Raw genomic sequence first — 17,906 nt, 5'->3', positions numbered from 1 at the left:
CGAGTCTCAGTGATTCACGCAGGCGATTTATCTCGGGCACCGCCCCCAAGCGGTCAGGATGGGCATTTGGATCAGCTTTTCTGCAAGACGGACTCGATCGCCTTCAGAACCTCAGCCGTTGATGCACCGCTTCGAGCAGGAACCTTGAACGTGTGCCCTCCCCTCGCCGAATGCGCATAGCGCAAGATCACCTTGCCATTCGCCCCCCTCACTTCGGCATCGGAGTTCGATGACTTCACTGGAGCGACCGTTGCGCGGATGAGGCGCTTCGCAATCTCTGGAGCGGGAAGCGCAGTTCCAAGATCATCGCGCTCAGCCACGATCGCACGGCTTTCGGCGATCATGAGATCCAGTGCGCGCCTGTCAGAAGTCAGTGGCTTGATGTCTCGCGCCACCCGCACGGTAATGCCATGGGTGTCCGGGAAAGCAGCAACGATCTCTGATGGTAGCCGCGCCACGTCCAGCAGGCGGCTGAGCCACGACTTCGATATCTTCAGATGCTCGGCCATCTCACTTTGGTTTGAGTTGTAAAACTCGTCGAGCGCGCGGGAATATTCCTTCGCGCGCTCCCAGTCGGAGATATCCTTCCGAGACCTATTCTCAATGTCGGAAACCCGAAATGCCTCTTCGTCGGAGACGTTCTGGATCGTTACGAGATATTCGAATTCGGGATGGTGGTGGGTACGCAGCCACTGAACCGTCCACCAACGACGAACGCCCGCAATGATCTCGAAGTCGTGATCAGGGTCGTCCTTGAGGCGACGGACGATTGCCGGGATTCGCTGCTTCTTAGCGGAGAGAAATGCGTCGATTAGATCGCGGCAGCTATCTTCGGAAAGATGGTCGAGGTCGCGGTTATGAAGGCGCCAAGGTCGGCAGCGCGCGGGATCAACCCACTCCGTCCGGTCGGTCACGACTTTGCCTGCCGCGATCCTTGCCAAACTCTGACTGCGGCTTGCCATAATGCTTTCGGAGGGAGCCGGCGCGCCAACCTCGATATCGTCATCCAGCCCTTCCGTCAGGCTGCTTCCGAAGCCCCGATTTCCCTTGGCCATATCGTATCCCGAACCTCTCTTCTTTATTCGCCGGAGGCATAGTTGCCACGTGGCAACTGCCCTCCATGAGCCGCTGTGAGGCCGCCAGATTTGGTAAGTTGCCACGTGGCAACATTCCCAAGAAACTGCCTCAATCCCACGCCTCAAGCCTCATACCAACCAATCAAATTTCACTGACATGACGTTGATAATATGCGGTTTTATGCCCGAGTTGCCACGTGGCAACTTTGACTAAACCGCCTCCCCTGCCCTGCTCGCCCAAGTGCGCAGGACGTCAGTCTCAATCTCTCTGCAGACGTCGCTCAGATGCTTCATGCAACGGTTGTGAACTTCATGCGAGGTCACTGGCCTGTCGAGCTCAAAAACGGTCTTCATGCGTGAGCTGGCGTTGTCGATTTCCGCGCTGGTTTTCAGAACAGATGTCGCCATTGAACCGCCAAAGACCTGCCGCATCATCGACAGGATTTCCCGGTGCATAGACTTGCTTTCATCCACTCTGCTCCCAACCAGGCGGATGAAGTTGTAAGCTGGCTTCACCCTGCCCGCGATTTGCTCAAGCTGCTTCATCGTGGTGCGAGCCATGTCGATAAAGGACACGGTAGACGCGAAGTCGATCACACTCGGCGGTACGGGAATGACCATCGCATTGGCTGCTTGAAGTACCGCCATGGAGACCATGCCGAGAGCCGGCGGCGGATCCATGACAACGACGTCATAGTCGTCGACCACCGTATCGATAGCTTCGGCGATCAGATCGATGATGTCGAAGTTCTGATTCTGCGCCAGGTAGCCCGCGATCTCGTATTCGAGATTGTAGAGTTTGAGGTTGGCTGGGATCAGGTCGAGGCCAAAGAAGTGAGTCTTGCGGATGATGGACCGCACCCCGAGGAGTTCGGGATTATGAAAATGCCCGTAGAGAGTGTCGTCTTCGGTCAGATCCACGTCGGGCCGATATCCGAACATCATCGTCGAGCTGGCTTGGCTGTCGCAGTCGATGAACAGAACGCGGTAACCGTGAATGGCGAAATGCTGAGCGAGATGCAGCGCGACTGTCGATTTCCCAACACCACCTTTGAAATTGGACACGGAGATAACCGCGGGCGTGTCGGTTGGTTCTCGCCAGGGGCGAGTTCCGAAAACGGCGCGCATTTGATCGAGCTCTTCCAAGGTGTACTGGACCCGATGGCCGGACGCAGTTCGATCGCGTTGCGGCAGTCGCCCATCGCGCTCGGCCTCACGGATTGCAGAGGCAGTTCGGCCGACGAGCGCGGCCGCCTTCGAGATTGAGTAGCACGGCCCGACCTTTTGGCCGGTCTCCGGATCCAGGGCTCCATCGCGAATACGCTTAAGGATGGTGAGGGCCTTTCGATGTAAGGTCCCCAAGCCGTCTTCCAGGAGTTCATCGGTTTGTGCGTCGAGCGCTGCTTCGCTGGCCATGGTCACCGCTTTGTGAGATTGAGCGGGCGAATTAGCACTCTTGGCAGTTTTGAGCAAACTTTGGCCACCAATCTTACAAAGTGACCGATGATCTCCGTGCTCTTTTCAGGCTAGCGCCGAATCAGAGGGGTAGGACGGATCGAAAAGTCACTGGTCGCCAGGGAGCAGGGAGTTCAATCTTGTGACGCGCATCGGCGGTCGCACAAGGACGTGTGTGCCTAGTTTGGCCCCCTGTGGACAATCACCGATGATCTCGGTGCAAACCGATGAATTCAGTGCATTTAAGCGATGATCTCGGTTCTCTTGAGACCGATGATCTCGGAGCCCATACCTACTAAAGGAATCTCCTAAGAAAATCCGATTCGCGAATCGTTTTTGAATTTTGGTCATTGGATTTTGTTGTGCGCCGACAAACCGCTCCGAGATCATCGGCGTGTTTGGAGGTTTCAGGCCCGGAAATCCGTCAAAACTGCCAATGGCCTTGCTTTCGAAGATCAAACCTGTTGATTAACGACCAACCCGGGGCTCCAATGAGTCGGGAAGGGACGGTTCAATGAGCGGAGACACACTGCGTCCAATCGGACATCAATACGCTCTAGCAATGCTAGGCGGTGGTGAAGAGCGAGTCAGGTCACTAGCGCAGTCTGCCGGCACTCAGCTGACCATGGATGCGTTTCTCAGGGTTCAGGATGAAGAGCCCGTACCGGCATTTCTGCATTCAGCGCTTTGCGCGATGTCCCTGCCCACGAAGCGGCCGAAGGATGATACGCAACCCATCCTTCGCGAAGACGGAAAGTATGCGCTGGCGATCAACCCCAGGCCCATATTGCAAACCGTCGATGGCAAGCCGACACTTCGAAGCCTCGGAGTACCGTATGGGGCCTATCCGCGCGTCGCGCTGATCTATCTGCTGTCGCAAGCAGTCACGAAGCGTTCGCGCGACGTCTACTTGGGTCGCAATTTCACTGAGTGGATGCGCCGTCTTGGCTATCAGACAGTTTCCTATGGACCTCGCGGTACCGCCAATTTGATGAGGGAGCAGGTGGACCGGCTGCTTGCCTGCGAATGGCAAATCCGCTGGGAGGGTAACGAGGGTGGGGACAACGCATTCGCTGTTCGGGATGTGAAGATTTCCAACGAGTACGCCGGATCGCTTGAGAAAAACGGCGCATTTGCGCGTGAAATTCGGATGTCAGAGGCATTCTACAGCCACCTGCTTGATCATGCCGTACCGCTTAACGAGGTCGCTATTCGAGAGCTCAAGGGCACCCCAACTGCGCTCGACCTCTATACCTACCTTGCGTATCGACTGCCACGGATCGGCAGTGACCGGGGGCAAGTAATCTCCTGGGATCAACTGGCCAAGCACTTGGGCAATGACGCCGACAGCAAGCGTTTCCGGCAAACCGTGCGAGAGACCATGCAGTTGGTTTCGGCGGTGTATCCCAACGCAGATGTCGATTTCAGCGGTCGCAAGGTGGTGTTGCGACCTTCGCCAGCCCCATTGGAGCGAAAGCTCGTCGGTCCGCACCTGCGTGTCATTGGTGCACCAGCGTTGGAAACCGCACCGAGATCATCGGTCCCGAAGATGGCTCGCACGCCCCTTCGCGAAACGAAGACCACCGAACCTCTGCAGCATTTTCCGGGCGGTAGCCTGACATACGGCGACCGAGAGACGAAGTTTCGGGCGATCGGTCTCGATAAAGGTAAGCCGTGGTGTGTTGATACCATGGCAAACGCTTTTCGTGCGGGCTTCCCTGGCATCAAGCAAGCGCGCACTGATGCCGAGTGGCTCAGGGTCTGGGAGGCCTTCGTTATCAAATATGCTGACCGGCGCGCTCAGGCAGGCGCAAACTGACCGATGATTTCCGAGCACATCGCCGACGGCTGATTCGCGTCGGGGGAGGGGAGTAGGGCTGAGCTGGGCGGTTATGCCCCTCATCAGCAATCACCCTACATCGGATCTCCGAACCCTCGTCGCCCGCCTAGGTGGCAAGTGGACGGGCAACACCGCGATGTGTCGTTGCCCGTCCCATGCAGACCGAACGCCGTCACTGGCGATCAGGCAAGGCGATCGCAGCATCCTCGTGACCTGCCATGCCGGTTGTGATGCTACCGATGTTCTTCGAGCGCTTCGCAGGATCGCCGACCTGCCAAGCGTTGGCCCCGCTGAGGTAGTTGGCAGACAGGCTCACCAGCCATCAGCCTTTCTTGCGATTTGGCAGGCAGCTCGTCAGATCGAGGGCACGCTGGCCGAGCGCTATGTCCGCGAAGTCCGCAACGTCTGGGCACCGCTTGAAGACCTGCGATTTCATCCGCGCTGTCCGAAAGGGCAGGGGAGGCTCGTTCAGTTTGAGCCAGCCTTGCTGGTCGCGATGCGCAAGGCGGGCGAGATCGTCGCGATCCAGCGGATATTCCTCGATCCAACGACGGCCCACTACACCGAGAAGCTCGTCCTCGGGCGAGCGATCGGCGCTGCCTGGACCAACGGACCACCGGGCAAAACGATTGGCCTCTGCGAGGGCTTCGAGACTGCCGCGGCATACACCTCACTGACCGGCATCCAGGCATGGGCCACCATGGGCGCCAAGCGCTTCCACCAGGTCGAGATCCCGGCCAGCGTTGAGCGCGTGTTCCTGCTTGCTGACAACGACCCTGAAGGCCGCCGCGCCGAAGCCCGTGCGCGGCAAGCATTGGCCCGACCGGGCCTTGCGATCAACACCGAGTGGCCACCGGGACGCATGAACGACTGGGCGCAGCTCCTGAAGCGCTGAGGGGAGGGGGGCTGCAGGGGATGTGCCGCCGGTCGGCAGCAGACCTCACAATTCTCCCGGAGACCTCCATGACCGCTACGATCTCAGGCAGCAGCGCCATTCTCGGCGCTGCGCGAACGCTTGCTGCCAAGCTCCTGCTCGCCATTCCCATCGATCGAGCGGCTCTCACGGAGGCCATGACCGAGAGCTCGGGCGGCAACGATGCTGCGGGAGCCTGGACCCAGCGCGAGAGTTTCGAGGCGCTTGAGGTGGCGCTGGCCATGGCAATTCCGGAACTGGTCGGCCGAATGGACGCCGGTGCTGCCATCGGCACGCTCGAGGCGCTTGCTCGGGAATTACCGACCCACACGGTGCGCAGCGAAGACCAGATCGCTTTCCAGCAGTTTTCTACCCCGCCGGCGCTGGCGTGCCTTGCCGTCCATCTCGCGCGCCTCGGGTCCGAAGATATCTTCCTCGAACCGAGCGCCGGCACCGGGATCATCGCTGCGCTGGCAAGAGGCGCGGTGAAGCAGTTCCTTCTCAACGAACTCGAACCTACCCGCGCTGAGCTGCTCGAAGGCCTATTTCCGGGCTCTTCAGTCTATCGCCACGACGGCGCCAAGATTGCCGCGCTGCTCGCCGGGACCGCTCGGCCGAGCGTGATCGTGATGAACCCTCCGTTCTCGGTGTCGCAGTCGCGCGGCGAAGATCAGAACACAGCGGCACGGCACCTGCGCGCAGCACTCGACCATCTGTTGCCCGGCGGACGGGTGGTGGCGATCATGCCGGACTGGTTTGCTGAATCCGCACGAGGTGGCGAAGTCTATCGCCGTACTCTGGAAGGCGCACGGGTCGTCATGTCGCTGCGGCTCGACAAGGGCGGCTACGCCAAGCACGGCACCGGCATTGCGGTGCGGTTGCTGGTAATCGACAAGGTTCCGGGCGAGACCTCGGTTTCGACGATCAATCGAGCGTCCGTAAGCGAGCTGTTCGCGGCGCTAGGACCTATTCCTCCACGCGCTGCGCTGCGCGTGGCCAGTCCGGCTGCCGTGGTTCGGCCCAAACTCAGCTTGTTCCGATCGGTGAAAAGCGGCCCGGCGCGTCCGGTGATCGTGCGGGCACCGCAGACCAACGAGGTCAGGCCTGTCGCCTACCAAGTGCTCGAGGAGGCCGCGGCAATGGGCGAACAACGCGGGGTCTATGCCGACTATCGCCCCTCGCGCGTCGTCATCCCCGAAGCAGGTGAGCATCCGTCCCATCTGGTCGAATCCGCCGCCATGGCGTCAATCGCCGCGCCCAAGCCCGGCTACATTCCGTGCCTGCCCGAGCGGACGGTGACCGCGCGGTTGCTCTCGGCGGCCCAGCTCGAGACCGTGATCTACGCGGGCGAAGCCTGGAGCCGCGATCTCCACGGCCGCTTCAGCCAAACTGCTGGCGAGGTGGCGCTCAAGGAAGACCCCGAGGGTCAGCTCTACCGCACCGGCTTCTTCCTAGGCGACGGGACCGGAGCGGGGAAGGGGAGGCAGGCGGCGGCCTGCATTCTCGACCAATGGCTGAAGGGCAATCGTCGGCACATCTGGATCTCGAAGAACGCACCGTTGCTCGAGGATGCGCAGCGCGACTGGACCGCGATCGGCGGGCTGCCATCGGACATCATTGATCTCGCGCGCTGGAAGATCGGCGAGGAAATCACCGCGCCCGAGGGCATCCTGTTCGTCCCCTATGGAACCCTTCGCTCTGCCCGTGTCGAGGATACCCGGCTCGACCAGATTGTGCGCTGGGCCAGTCCCGCATTCGAAGGCGTGATCGTGTTCGACGAAGCCCATGAAATGGGCGGTGTCGCTGGCGGGGAGGGGGCTCTCGGTCAGAAACAGGGTTCGCTCCAGGGGATCGCTGGAGTGCTGCTGCAGAACACCCTGCCGCGCGCCCGCGTGCTTTACGCCTCGGCCACCGGTGCTTCGGACGTCAACAACCTCGCCTATGCGGTGCGGCTTGGCCTGTGGGGACCGGGCACGGCCTTTGCGAACCGCGAGCAGTTCATCTCCGAAATCCGCGACGGCGGCATTGCGGCGATGGAACTGGTGGCGCGCGACCTCAAGGCGTCGGGGCTCTATCTCGCCCGCGCGCTCAGCTTCGCCGGGATCGAGTACGACATCCTGCGCCACGACCTCAGCATCGACCAGATCGCGATCTATGACACCTATTGCGAGGCCTGGACGATCATCCACCAGAACCTTGAAGCCGCGCTTGAACTGACGGGCGTGGTCGACGGCCTCGAGAACCGCACGCTCAACAGCGGCGCCAAGGCGGCGGCGCGCAGTCGGTTCGAAGGCACCAAGCAGCGCTTCTTCGCGCAGGTGCTGCTCTCACTGAAGCTGCCTTCGATCTTCCCGGCGATCGACGAACACCTCGCCCAGGATGAAAGCGTGGTGGTGCAGCTGGTCAGCACGGCGGAATCGATCCTCAATCGGCGGCTTAATGAGCTCGATCCCGAGGAGCGCGAGGCGCTGGAATTGGACTTGTCGCCCCGCGAGGCCATCGTGGACTACCTCACCCGCGCTTTCCCGACCCGGCAGATGGAGGAATACGTCGACGAACTCGGCGACGTTCGCTCTCGGCCAATGTGGGACCAAGCCGGCAACCCGGTCCACAACCCGCAGGCCGAGGCCGCTCGCGAGCAGCTGATCGAGCATATCTGCGCGATGCCGCCGATCCCGACCGCGCTCGACGCTTTGCTAGAGCACTACGGGGTCAGCGCGGTGGCCGAAGTTACTGGGCGCTCCAAACGCCTGGTCCGCGATGGCAGCGGCCAGCAGCGCCTCGAAAGCCGCTCGCCGCGCACCAACCTTGCCGAAACCACCGCGTTCATGACGGGGGCAAAGCGTATCCTGGTGTTCTCCGATGCCGGCGGAACGGGCCGCAGCTACCATGCGAGCCTCGATGCCAAGAACCAGCAGCGCCGCGTGCATTTTCTGCTTGAGCCGGGCTGGCGAGCCGACCGCGCGATCCAGGGGCTTGGACGAACGCACCGCACCCACCAGGCCTGCCCGCCGCTGTTTCGGCCGGTCACCACCGACTGCAAAGGCGAAGCCCGGTTCACCAGCACGATCGCGCGGCGGCTCGATGCGCTCGGTGCGCTGACGCGCGGCCAGCGCCAGACCGGCGGGCAGGGGATGTTCGATGCCGCAGACAACCTCGAGAGCGCCTACGCCAAGCACGCGCTGCACGACTGGTACGGGCTGCTGGCCACCGGCAAACTCAAGAGCACGTCGCTGAAAGAATTCCAGGCCATGAGCGGGCTTGAACTCACCGACCAAGACGGAGTGCTGCGCGAGGACCTGCCGCCGATCCAGCGCTGGCTCAATCGCATCCTGGCAATGAAGATCGCCGTCCAGAATGCCATCTTCGACGAGTTCTTGACTCTGGTGGAGACGCGGGTGTCGGCGGCCAAGGAGGCCGGGACTTTCGATATCGGCGTCGAGACCGTCGCGGCCGAGACCTGCGAGGTGCTCTCCGACACGGTGATCCGTACCGATCCGGTGACGGGGGCGACCTCGCACCTCCTCGAACTGTCGCTGACCCAGCGGCGTAAGCTGCTCGCGCTCGAGCGCGTGCTGAAAATGGCCTCATACGAGAACAAGCCGCTGTTTCTGCGCAACGCCAAGTCGGGCAAGGTCGCGCTCGCGATCCCTGCGCCGTCGCACATGGACGAGGAGGGCGAGCTTATCCGCCGGTTCGAACTCGTCCGCCCGTTGCGCAGCGAATACATCCTTGCGGGCAGGCTGGACGAGACCGCCTGGGAGCCTGTCGCCCAGACCAAGTTCAGCGCGCTGTGGGAAGCAGAATACGCCGCTGACGAGAACCAGCTGGTGACCGAGACGGTGTTTCTTGCGACCGGGCTATTGCTGCCGATCTGGGGCGCGCTTCCTAAAGAGGACCTGACGGTCAACCGCATCGTCGACAAGTCCGGCGCCTCGTGGCTCGGTCGGCACGTCCATGACTGTAGATTTCCGCTGAGAAGTGACCCGGTATTTCCATCGAGAATTGACCCGGGTGATGGTATGTCCCGCAGAGCGGGTTTTGGGTCAAGCTGGTGATTTTTCCTTTCGTGGTTTTGGTGAGGCAGAGCTGGCCCTGAACCGGAAGCTGTCATTGCCAGTTTCGATGATGTGGCAATGATGGGTTAGCCGATCCAGCAGGGCTGTGGTCATCTTGGCATCGCTGAATACCTCGGCCCATTCGCTGAAGCTGAGGTTAGTGGTGATCACGACGCTGGTGCGTTCGTACAATTTGCTGAGCAGGTGGAACAGCAAAGCTCCGCCTGATGGGCTGAACGGCAGATAGCCCAGTTCATCAAGGATGATGAGATCGAGCTTGAGCAGACGTTCGGCAATCTGCCCCGCCTTGTTGGCTGCTTTTTCCTGTTCGAGCGCATTGACCAGATCGACCGTGGCAAAGAAGCGCACTTTTCTGCGGTGATGTTCGACGGCTTGAACTCCCAGCGCAGTGGCGATGTGCGATTTGCCGGTTCCGGGCCCGCCAATCAGTACTACGTTGTCAGCGCCGTCGATGAACTCGCCACCATGGAGTTGCCGAACCAGGGCCTCGTTGGCCTCGCTGGATGCGAAGTCGAACCCGGCCAGGTCTTTGTAAGCTGGGAACCGGGCGGCCTTGATCTGATAAGCAATCGAGCGGACCTCACGTTCGGCCATCTCGGCTTTGAGCAACTGGGAGACCATCGGCACTGCGGCACTGAAGGCTGGGGCGCCTTGCTCGATAAGGTCCCCCACTGCTTGGGCCATGCCATACAACTTCAGCGCCTTGAGCATGACGACAACGGCGGCACTGGCGGGGTCATGACGCATGACGCAGCCCTCCCTCACGCAGGGCATCATAACGTCCGACATTGGCCAACGGCTCTTGCGCAAGGCGCAAAGCCTGCGGTGCGTCAATCGGCGCTGCCGGTGGAGCCTTACCATCGATCAGGCGGTGCAGGATATTGAGGACGTGGGTCTTGGTGGCGACGCCCGCATCCAGCGCCAGTTCGACAGCGCAAAGCACTGCCTGTTCGTCATGTTGCAGCACCAACGCCAATATCTCCGCCATCTCCTTGTCTCCGCCGGGACGACGTAGGAGCTGGCTTTGCAGCTGCTTGAAGGCCTCTGGGAGCTGCAAGAATGGCGCGCCATTGCGCAGTGCTCCCGGCTTGCGCTGGACTACTGCCAGATAATGCCGCCAGTCATAAATTGTCCGCCCGCCAGTGTGGTGGGATCGGTCAATGATTCTGGCATGTTCGCAAAGGATCTGCCCCTCGGCCGCCACCACGATCCGCTCGGGGTAGATCCTGATGCTGACCGGGCGGTTGGCAAAGGATGCCGGGACGCTGTACCGATTGCGTTCAAAGCTGATGAGGCAGATCGGGGACACCCGCTTGGTGTGTTCGACAAAACCATCGAAGGTCCGCCCCAGCGGCATCAGACTACCAACCTCAGCGGCGTGTACATCGGCTACGGTGCCGGGCAAGTTGCCATGTTGGATCTCACCCCATTGCGCGATGCATTGTTCCTCGAGCCAGGCATTGAGCGCATGGATATCCGGGAAGCTCGGCAACTTCTGCCACAGCCGCCGCCGTGCATCTTGCACGTTCTTCTCGACTTGGCCCTTCTCCCACCCCGAGGCCGGATTGCAGAATGCAGGCTCGAACAAGTAGTGGCTGGCCATTGCGGTGAAGCGCGCGTTGACCTGTCGGGCTTTGCCCTTGCCGATCTTATCGACCGCAGTTCGCATGTTATCGAAGATCCCGCGCTGCGGCACACCACCCAGCACGCGGAATGCCTGCGTCAGTGCATCAAACAGCATCTCATGCGTCTGTAACGGATAGGCCCGCACGATGAACGCCTTGCTGTGTGATAGTTTGGTATGGGCCGCCTGCAGCTTGACACGCTCGCCACCAAGAATTGCCCAATCTTCGCTCCAGTCGAACTGGAACGCCTCACCTGGCTGGAAAACCAAAGGCACGTATGTTCCGCGGCCACTGGCCTGCTGTGCCAAGAGACGGCCTGCCTTCCAATCCCGCACATAGGCAGCGACACGATTATAGGACCCTTCGTAGCCCAATACGGCCAGATCAGCATGCATCTGCTTCGCCGTGCGCTTCTGCTTGCGCGATTTGCCAGCCTCGATTTGTAACCAACCCGTCAGCTTCTCAGCAAACGGGTCCAGCTTGCTCGACCGGTCAGGTACCTTGAACTGCGGCACCACCGTATCCGCGCGCAGATACTTGCGGATCGTGTTGCGCGACAAACCGGTGCGCCGCTCAATCTCACGAAGCGGGATCTTATCACGAAGGCGCCACCGGCGAATTACACTCAATAAATCCATGTCGATCACTCCCGATACCCCTGACTGGTCAGCCAGGGGCGGGTTCAAACATGGGTCAATTCTCAATGGAAATTTATGCCCTTACCGGGTCACTTCTCAGCGGAAATCTACACTCTCCGCATCGTATTTGTCGAGCTGGCCGTCGATCCACCCGTGGCACAGCGCCGCATCGATCGCCTCGGCCTTGGTCAGACTGGTGATTGCAGCGCCCTTCTTCGCGAAGCGCAGCCATGCGCCGGGGGCGCCTTCCGGTTGCTGCGCGAGCCAATCCTCGAACGCAGCCTGGGCTGCGAACAGCAGGATCGGCAGATTGCCGCGTATTTCGGTCATGGTGCGGAGCCTAGCGGCCCTGGCTACCGGCGGCTAGGGCAGGGGGATGGACGACTTGTTTTCTCCTCGCGGCCTTTCGGGGCTGACGCTGACGCGTTCCGATCTCGCACCGCTCACTGGCGGCGCGCCGCAGGTCGTGACTGATTGCGACCTCGAGGAGGCCGACCTCTCCGGGCTCGACCTCACGGGCTGGCGCTTCGAACGCTGCAATCTGCGCAAGGCCGATTGCAGCGCTGCCAAGCTTGAAGGCTCGATTTGGCAAGGCTGCCGGGCACCCTTTGTGAGTTTCGTCGGTGCCAATCTCAGCGAGGCTGCGTTCGCTGGCGGGGACTTCAACAATTCCGTCTGGCGGCGCGCGACGCTGACCTCGGCGAAGTTCGTCGGGACCAAGCTCACCGGTGCGGATTTCTCCGAAGCGCGGGCCATGCATATCCACTTCGAGGAAGTGCTGCTGGTCAGCGCCAAGCTGCCCGGCTTCTCGTTCCGTAAGGAGACCCTGCGCCGGGTCGACCTCTCCGGTGCGGACCTGCGCAAGGGCGACTTCCGCATGACGGTGTTCGAGGAATGCAGCCTGCGCGAAGCGATGGTCGCGGGATCGCGCTTCGAAGGCTCGGACCTGCGCGGTGCCAATCTTGGCGGGCTGCGCCTGGTCGATGCCAACCTGTTTCGCGGGGCGACGATCTCGCGCGAGCAGGCCGGGCAACTGCTTGGCGAACTCGGTTTGTCGGTCCGCTAAGGCGTTGCCGCCTCGTGCGAGAGGTATTCGCGCACCAGCGCGCGGGCGCGGTGCAGGCGGCTCTTGATCGCCCCTGCCGGCTCATGGAGCCGCCCGGCGATCTCGGCGATCGTCAGTTCCTCGAAATCGCGCAGCAGGATCACCTCGAGGTAGTGCGCCGGCAGCGATTCCAGCGCGGCGGCGACATCGAGCCGCAGGGTTTCGTCGGGAAGCGTGCAGATCCGCTGTTCGGCCACATCGAGCGGTTCGGCACCCTGGCTGAGCATCGCGCGGGCAAGCCGCTGGCACTCGCGGCGGATGACGGTGAACAGCCAGCCCGTGAACGCCGCCGCGGCCCTGAGGCTCGCGACCTTGCGGGTGATCACCAGCAGGGTTTCCTGGACGGCATCGTCGATGTCGCTGGCGGCACAGTGCCGCCGGGCATAGCGGCGGATGTCGTTCTGGCAGCTGGCGAGCAGGCGGCCGATGGCGACACTGTCACCGCCCTGCGCGGCGAGGATCAACTCGCCGCGGCTTGTCTCGCTTTGCTGCCTGTTGCCCATCGCTACTTGCTCTTGTCCAGCCTGGCTTTCTCGAGCTTGCGGCCCGCCATCGCGCAGGCCGGGCAGAACCCGATCAATCCCGTCATCGCCAGCATGGCGCCCATCACGCCCGCCATCACCGCCATCGGCGAGACATGCCAGTTGATCCAGGCAAAGGCGAGCGCGCCCATGCCCATCATGAGGCGCAGGACACGTTCCCAACCGGGCACGTTTTTGGAATAGAACATCGGCTTCAAGCTCCTTCTTGGCTTGCCAGGAGCCGGCGTTCTGCCGCTCCTCACAAGGCAAGAGGGCGCATTTTGGCAAAACGGTTCGCGGGCCCCGCGCAAAAACTTTGTCACGGTCCGGGGGGGGGCCTTTCAGGGCTTCCGCTGCTCGGTTTCAAGGTTCTCGACCACGCCGTTGACCAGACCGAGGCACAGCGCGGCTTCCTCGCGGGATAGCACCACCTGTTCGGCAGCCGGGTCGCCGAGCTTCTTCTGGAGGACCTGCGATAGCGCTTCGGCCACCTGCAGCGCGCTGGGCATCTGTGGTTCTGCGGCCATCGCCCACTCCCGTGCGGTTCCGCTCCGCGAACACCGCGGCGGTCCAGCCAGACTACGCTCCCGCGCCAGCGCGGTCGAGGTCTATCCTGCCGGGCAGAAGGGCCTGCGGATTTCTGGAAAGCTGTAGGCGGAAATTGCAGAGGGAAGGGGGCACCCCGGCGCCCGCGCCCCGCGCGGGCTTGGGGCAACCCGCTCTACTTGGCTGGCGGCCGGCGACGCTTTCGCGCCGCCGCCAGCCTAGCCAAGCCGGCATGGGATGCCGGCCCTGCGGGTGACGATCGGGGCCATTGGCGTTGACGGGAGAGGTTGCTAGGGTTCCGACCATGCCTGTCGTTCTCGCTGCCGCCGTCCTGTGCCTTTCGCCATCGGTTCACGACGGCGACACGATCCGCTGCGGCCGCGAGCGGGTGCGGATCGCCAACATCGACGCGCCGGAGCTACCCGACAGCCCCAAATGTCAGGACCGACGCCGGTCCTATGCCTGGTGTGACTTTGCCGCGGGCGAAGCCTCGCGCGTCGCGCTCGTCCGGCTGCTGTCGCGCGGCCGGGTCATGATCGAACGGCTCGGGACCGATCCCTACGGGCGGACGCTGGCCACCGTGTCGGTGGGTGGCGTGGACGCCGGTGACTACCTCATCTCGCAGGGTCTCGCGCGGCCCTGGCGCTGAAGGTCCACTGCGGTGGGCGGCTGCGCGGACCTCGAAACGCGCGCACTTGTGCGGCTCCGGTGCCAAGGGCCGAGGCGGCGTTGGTGTATGGGGCTGTGGTCGGAGCGCCTCGTTCTGACGATGCCGCCGGGCTGGGCGGCGGGGCCGGTGAGGGCGGGGTGCGCATACGCCGCGTGGGCAGATCGGGGCGGTGCTGGAAGGCGACCAAAGCTGACGGGGCCAGGGTCTTGCTGATTTCCGGCATGAATTGACGAAACCGCCCTTCGTTTGCCGATGAACCCTGCGGCGCCAGTCCCTGGCCGCAACCCAAAAGCAGCGGACCGTGAAGCCCTTCGGGCTTGCCGCACCACTCCTCGCTTTTGGGTTTCCCTCTCTGCGTTCGGTGCGGGCCCGGGCCTAACGGCGCCGCCTGTCTGGGTCATCGGCGGGCGGTTCCGCCGAATTCAAGACCGGAGACAACCCATGAAGAACCTCGTCATCCTGATCGGCCGCATCGCGTCCGCCCCCGAAACCCGCCACGCCGGCGAGACCGCGATCACCTCGTTCACCCTCGTTACCGACCGCCCCAAGCTGGTCGACGGCAAGACGGTCAAGAACGAGGCGGGCTACACCGAGACCATCCCCGAATTCCACCGCATCACCGCCTTCAACGGCCTCGGCACTTCGGTCGCCAAGCACAAGAAGAAGGGCGATCTGGTCGAGGTCCAGGGCCGCCTCCACTACTCGAAGTGGACCGATCGGGAAGGCGTCGAGCGCTATGCGGTCGAGATCGTCTCCGAGGAAGTCCTCTTCCTCTGAACCGAGCCGGGGAGGCGGCACTGCCGCCTCCCTTCGGGCATCTCGGACGAAGCTCGGTGCGAAAAATTCAACGGCGGCGGCTCTTTTCGCACTTGCAGCATAGGTGCCCGCGACCCATATCAGGCTTGCCTTTCAGGCATCCTCTCCCAAGACTTTCACGGGGCCGGCAGCAATGCTGGCCCCATTTTTTTGTTCATGGGCCGCGTGAATACGCGCCCATGAACTGGCAATTCCTCGCTTGGACCCATAGGGTCTGGCATCGCCACTTCGAGGAAGCGCAAAGATCATGGCTGACGACACCCTGCTGGACCACGTTGCCGACATCGTCTCCGCCCATGTCAGCAACAATTCGGTTTCGGCCAATGATCTGCCGGGCCTGATCCAGTCGGTCTATACTTCGCTTGCCACACTCGGCCAGGCTCCCGAGCCGCTCGAGGAAAAGCTCACGCCTGCAGTCTCGGTCCGCGCGTCGGTCAAGCCCGACGCCGTGACCTGTCTCGACTGCGGCGCGAAGATGAAGATGCTCAAGCGCCACCTCGGCACCGACCATGGCATGACCCCGGCTGAGTACCGCACGCGCTGGAACCTGCCGGCAGACTATCCGATGGTCGCGCCGGAATATGCCGCCAAGCGCAAGGAACTCGCGGTCCGGATCGGGCTCGGCCGCAAGCCCGGACAGAAGCCGAAGGCCAAGGCTGAACCCGCAAAGACGGCCAAGCCGCGCAAGAAACTTGGCGTTGCCTTTGGCGCTACCGATGCCGGATAGCGCCTGAAATCAGGCTAAGTCCTTGATTTCATTTAACATATATCAACACCAATTCGTGTCTTGTGTCCTAGTTTCAATGGTTTGCAGGCGATAAACCTGTCCATTGTGTTTCGCTCATAATTTGGACGATCAAGGGAGTTGGAAGTGCAAGACGCCGTAGGCGGCTCACTTCCTACTCGCTTGATCGTAACCCGATCGCAGCGTGACGGTTCAGTCTTCAGAGGAGGGCAGCGGCTCGGGCGACTGTCCCGGTGATACGCGAGCTAGGACAGCCGTGTAGAGCTGACGCCAGTGTTCCGCCTTACCGCGCTCACGCTCGGCCGTTCGGTCCGCCTTAGCCCTTTCGGCACGGGCATCCCGGAGCTCGGTCTCAAGGCGCTCGATCTTGTTGCGGAGTGCCGCTTCGATGTGCCGATATTCCTCGGGCGTTCGCAGCGGGACCTTCTTGCCGTCTATCACCTCGGTTTCCGCGCGGGTTTCGACGCGTTCCTCGCCGATCTCGTCGGCGAAGTTGTTGTAGAGGTACTGGCGGCTGACCTTTGCTTCACGTGCCACCGAGACGAACGTCACAGCCTGCCTGGTGTCGCGCAGCCGCATGATCGCATCCTCGACTGCAGCGCGCTTCTCTGCGCTACGACGGCTGCGGGCATCGTTGAGTGTTGCGATCCGCAGATCCGGTCCCATGGTCATGACGTCGCTTCCTCTCGAGCAGTGGCCGGCCTGTAGCGCTGCTTTTCACCCTTGTAGAGGCCGTGCTCCTCGATGGAGCGGATGATGGTGTCGGTGTTGTGGACCGCATCCTTATTGCGTTGCAGGCGCTTTCGCGTGATGTCGGCCATGCGGGTCTGTCCGCCTTCCTCGTAGTTCTGCGCTTCCTGCTCGAGCCCTTCGATCGCGGCGTAAAGTCCGGCCCGTTCACAGCGGAAGTGCTCCACGTCGCCGCCATCGGCGCGGAAGAACCGGCAGGTCAGGCAGGCGTGGGCGTGCTCGCACCATTCGCCGAGTTGCCCTGGCAGCGTGCAGGCGCCGCCGCAGACCCGCGTGGCCAGCATGGTTTCCTTGCGCAGCAGGAGATCGCCGACCGCTTCGTCGACCTTGCCCGCGATTGTGAAGAACTGGCCGCCACCCTTTCGCAGCAAGGCGTTCTTCTTGAGATCGAGACGCTTGTTGACGTACATCGACGCCATATCCGGCGAGGCATGGCCGAGCTCGAACATGATGCTCAGGATGTCGTGGCCTTCGGCCGCCATTTGTGTCCCTCGATGGTGGCGCAACGGATGCCATGAGAAGTCGAACGGCTTGCCTTCGCCATCGACGATCCCGTGCCTGAGGCACAGCATCCTGAGCTCCTGCAAGGTCCAGTTGTAGCCGAGGAACGATTCCCGCTTGCCGTAAAAGACGGGGAACAGGTATTTCGTGGCGCGCCCGTAACGCTGCCGGACGCGATCCTGCTGGGCTTCGATCAACTCGATCATGGCCCGGTGCGCGGGATCGGTCGCCAGCAAGGGCTTGGTGTTCCAGCGGCTGACCTTGTTCTGCCAGAACGTGAACAGCATGAACCGCTTGTCGTGCGGATCGGGCCGCAGGCAGTCGAAGAGCAAGGCATGCAGGTCTTCGGCTCGCGCACCGGTGGTGATCCCGATCATGAAGATTACCGGGATAGGGGCAGGCAGTTCATCGAGCCTGGCCATCATCGCGGCCAAGGCCTCAGGAGGCGCCGCCCGGTTGGCGCCCTCTCGCGAAGCGTAGAGCCGGTTGCGCGGGTCATCCGGTGCCTGCTTGTAACGGATGCGCCGCGCCGCGCGCTTGTCGAGCGCGATCCGCGGCCATTCTGTAGATTTCCGCTGAGAAGTGACCCGGTATTTCCATCGAGAATTGACCCGGGTGATGGTATG

At 62.2% G+C, this 17,906-nt stretch carries 18 protein-coding genes; 7 read left to right on the top strand and 11 right to left on the bottom strand.

Annotated elements, in window-relative coordinates:
• Positions 1–71 precede the first annotated feature (71 nt).
• On the bottom strand, positions 72–1,055 hold the full coding sequence (locus tag ACZ1JX_RS21345; RefSeq protein WP_010890895.1) for a ParB/RepB/Spo0J family partition protein: 984 nt from the start codon (positions 1,053–1,055) through the stop codon (positions 72–74).
• A gap of 231 nt (positions 1,056–1,286) precedes the next feature.
• Positions 1,287–2,492, bottom strand: a complete 1,206-nt coding sequence (locus ACZ1JX_RS21340) for an AAA family ATPase (protein ID WP_011906626.1) — start codon at positions 2,490–2,492, stop codon at positions 1,287–1,289.
• Positions 2,493–3,045: 553 nt separating this feature from the next.
• Between ACZ1JX_RS21340 and ACZ1JX_RS21335 the strand changes: the two genes are divergently transcribed.
• Positions 3,046–4,350 carry a replication protein RepA gene (locus tag ACZ1JX_RS21335; protein WP_010890897.1) on the top strand — a complete coding sequence of 435 codons (1,305 nt, stop codon included), beginning with the start codon at positions 3,046–3,048 and terminating at the stop codon, positions 4,348–4,350.
• A 193-nt stretch (positions 4,351–4,543) separates the two neighbouring features.
• Here ACZ1JX_RS21335 and ACZ1JX_RS21330 read toward each other — a convergent pair whose 3' ends face one another.
• Positions 4,544–4,687 (bottom strand): hypothetical protein, encoded by a 144-nt coding sequence (locus tag ACZ1JX_RS21330; protein WP_156135851.1) that lies wholly within the window; start codon positions 4,685–4,687, stop codon positions 4,544–4,546.
• Between ACZ1JX_RS21330 and ACZ1JX_RS21325 the strand changes: the two genes are divergently transcribed.
• Positions 4,634–5,266, top strand: coding sequence for a DUF7146 domain-containing protein (locus tag ACZ1JX_RS21325; protein ID WP_439822786.1), 633 nt, complete (start codon positions 4,634–4,636; stop codon positions 5,264–5,266). The genes ACZ1JX_RS21330 and ACZ1JX_RS21325 overlap by 54 nt on opposite strands.
• 68 nt (positions 5,267–5,334) lie before the next feature.
• Positions 5,335–9,342, top strand: a complete 4,008-nt coding sequence (locus tag ACZ1JX_RS21320; protein WP_465126972.1) for a strawberry notch-like NTP hydrolase domain-containing protein — start codon at positions 5,335–5,337, stop codon at positions 9,340–9,342.
• Here the strand turns inward: ACZ1JX_RS21320 and istB are convergent.
• From istB to ACZ1JX_RS21305, 3 genes are all read right to left on the bottom strand, one after another.
• Positions 9,331–10,110: an IS21-like element helper ATPase IstB gene (istB, locus tag ACZ1JX_RS21315; RefSeq protein ID WP_086740912.1), complete on the bottom strand. Its 780-nt coding sequence runs from the start codon at positions 10,108–10,110 to the stop codon at positions 9,331–9,333. The two genes, ACZ1JX_RS21320 and istB, sit on opposite strands and share 12 nt — an antisense overlap.
• Positions 10,100–11,626 (bottom strand): IS21 family transposase, encoded by a 1,527-nt coding sequence (gene istA / locus ACZ1JX_RS21310; protein ID WP_277788710.1) that lies wholly within the window; start codon positions 11,624–11,626, stop codon positions 10,100–10,102. The genes istB and istA overlap by 11 nt, the downstream gene beginning before the upstream one ends.
• A 96-nt stretch (positions 11,627–11,722) precedes the next feature.
• The gene (locus ACZ1JX_RS21305; protein WP_465126980.1) at positions 11,723–11,956 is read right to left on the bottom strand and encodes a YdeI/OmpD-associated family protein; all 234 of its coding nucleotides are present in this window, start codon (positions 11,954–11,956) and stop codon (positions 11,723–11,725) included.
• Between the two features lie 46 nt (positions 11,957–12,002).
• Between ACZ1JX_RS21305 and ACZ1JX_RS21300 the strand changes: the two genes are divergently transcribed.
• A complete protein-coding gene (locus tag ACZ1JX_RS21300; protein WP_010890936.1) occupies positions 12,003–12,692 on the top strand; it encodes a pentapeptide repeat-containing protein in 690 nt (229 codons plus the stop codon).
• Here the strand turns inward: ACZ1JX_RS21300 and ACZ1JX_RS21295 are convergent.
• The 3 genes from ACZ1JX_RS21295 to ACZ1JX_RS21285 all read right to left on the bottom strand — a co-directional run bounded on the left by ACZ1JX_RS21295 (position 12,689) and on the right by ACZ1JX_RS21285 (position 13,779).
• Entirely contained in the window at positions 12,689–13,234 is a 546-nt protein-coding gene (locus ACZ1JX_RS21295) for an RNA polymerase sigma factor (RefSeq protein ID WP_010890937.1), read from the bottom strand. The two genes, ACZ1JX_RS21300 and ACZ1JX_RS21295, sit on opposite strands and share 4 nt — an antisense overlap.
• Positions 13,235–13,236: 2 nt before the next feature.
• On the bottom strand, positions 13,237–13,461 hold the full coding sequence (locus ACZ1JX_RS21290) for a YgaP family membrane protein (protein WP_011906611.1): 225 nt from the start codon (positions 13,459–13,461) through the stop codon (positions 13,237–13,239).
• 132 nt (positions 13,462–13,593) lie between these two features.
• Positions 13,594–13,779, bottom strand: a complete 186-nt coding sequence (locus tag ACZ1JX_RS21285) for a hypothetical protein (RefSeq protein WP_011906610.1) — start codon at positions 13,777–13,779, stop codon at positions 13,594–13,596.
• Positions 13,780–14,102: 323 nt separating this feature from the next.
• Here ACZ1JX_RS21285 and ACZ1JX_RS21280 point away from each other — a divergent pair, with 323 nt between their 5' ends.
• The 3 genes from ACZ1JX_RS21280 (at position 14,103) to ACZ1JX_RS21270 (ending at position 16,011) form a co-directional block, all read left to right on the top strand.
• Positions 14,103–14,447: a thermonuclease family protein gene (locus tag ACZ1JX_RS21280; protein ID WP_010890938.1), complete on the top strand. Its 345-nt coding sequence runs from the start codon at positions 14,103–14,105 to the stop codon at positions 14,445–14,447.
• Between the two features lie 462 nt (positions 14,448–14,909).
• Positions 14,910–15,245: a single-stranded DNA-binding protein gene (locus ACZ1JX_RS21275; protein ID WP_010890940.1), complete on the top strand. Its 336-nt coding sequence runs from the start codon at positions 14,910–14,912 to the stop codon at positions 15,243–15,245.
• Between the two features lie 286 nt (positions 15,246–15,531).
• Positions 15,532–16,011 (top strand): Ros/MucR family transcriptional regulator, encoded by a 480-nt coding sequence (locus ACZ1JX_RS21270; RefSeq protein ID WP_010890941.1) that lies wholly within the window; start codon positions 15,532–15,534, stop codon positions 16,009–16,011.
• A 210-nt stretch (positions 16,012–16,221) separates the two neighbouring features.
• Here ACZ1JX_RS21270 and ACZ1JX_RS21265 read toward each other — a convergent pair whose 3' ends face one another.
• Together ACZ1JX_RS21265 and ACZ1JX_RS21260 are read right to left on the bottom strand one after the other, a co-directional pair.
• Positions 16,222–16,701 (bottom strand): hypothetical protein, encoded by a 480-nt coding sequence (locus ACZ1JX_RS21265; protein WP_011445585.1) that lies wholly within the window; start codon positions 16,699–16,701, stop codon positions 16,222–16,224.
• Positions 16,698–17,705: a tyrosine-type recombinase/integrase gene (locus tag ACZ1JX_RS21260; protein WP_465126979.1), complete on the bottom strand. Its 1,008-nt coding sequence runs from the start codon at positions 17,703–17,705 to the stop codon at positions 16,698–16,700. Before ACZ1JX_RS21260 ends, ACZ1JX_RS21265 begins: the two co-directional genes overlap by 4 nt.
• Between the last annotated feature and the right edge of the window lie 201 nt (positions 17,706–17,906).

This window comes from Novosphingobium sp. BL-A-41-Hi4A-0G (assembly GCF_055521735.1).
Note: the sequence above shows the minus strand (reverse complement) of the source record. Positions and strands in the feature narration are given on the sequence as shown.